Origin of the sequence: Mesorhizobium sp. M2E.F.Ca.ET.219.01.1.1 (assembly GCF_004016445.2) — a bacterium.
Classification (GTDB): domain Bacteria; phylum Pseudomonadota; class Alphaproteobacteria; order Rhizobiales; family Rhizobiaceae; genus Mesorhizobium.
Map to the genome: position 1 here is coordinate 1 of NZ_SADT02000153.1, position 331 is coordinate 331.

The following is a 331-nucleotide window of genomic DNA, read 5'->3' on the forward strand; positions in this document are numbered from 1 at the left end:
GCCGTCGACCTGATAGCCGCCGCGCACATCGTTGGGCACCATCACCAGCGGCTCGATCATCAAGGGCATGCCGTATCTGTGGCAGGCGGCGCGGACCTTGCTGATGTTTTCGACGCATTGGCGAAACAGCTCCGGCTCGTCAGGCAGCATGAACAGGTTGACGACGACGCAGGCCGCATCCATCTCCAGCGCGCCGATGATCGGCTCGTCATGGTTCTGCAGCATCGACCACATCACGCGGTGGCGCTGGACATTGTAGGGATTGCCCATGTCGATGCGCATGACCAGCGCCGGCTTGTTCTTATCCGGTCGCGATTGCAGCAAATCGGCC

At 61.6% G+C, this 331-nt stretch carries 1 pseudogene; it reads right to left on the reverse strand.

Going from position 1 to position 331, the window contains the following annotated elements:
* Positions 1 to 331 (reverse strand): annotated as a pseudogene (locus EN862_RS35320) (aldolase); the annotation flags it as partial.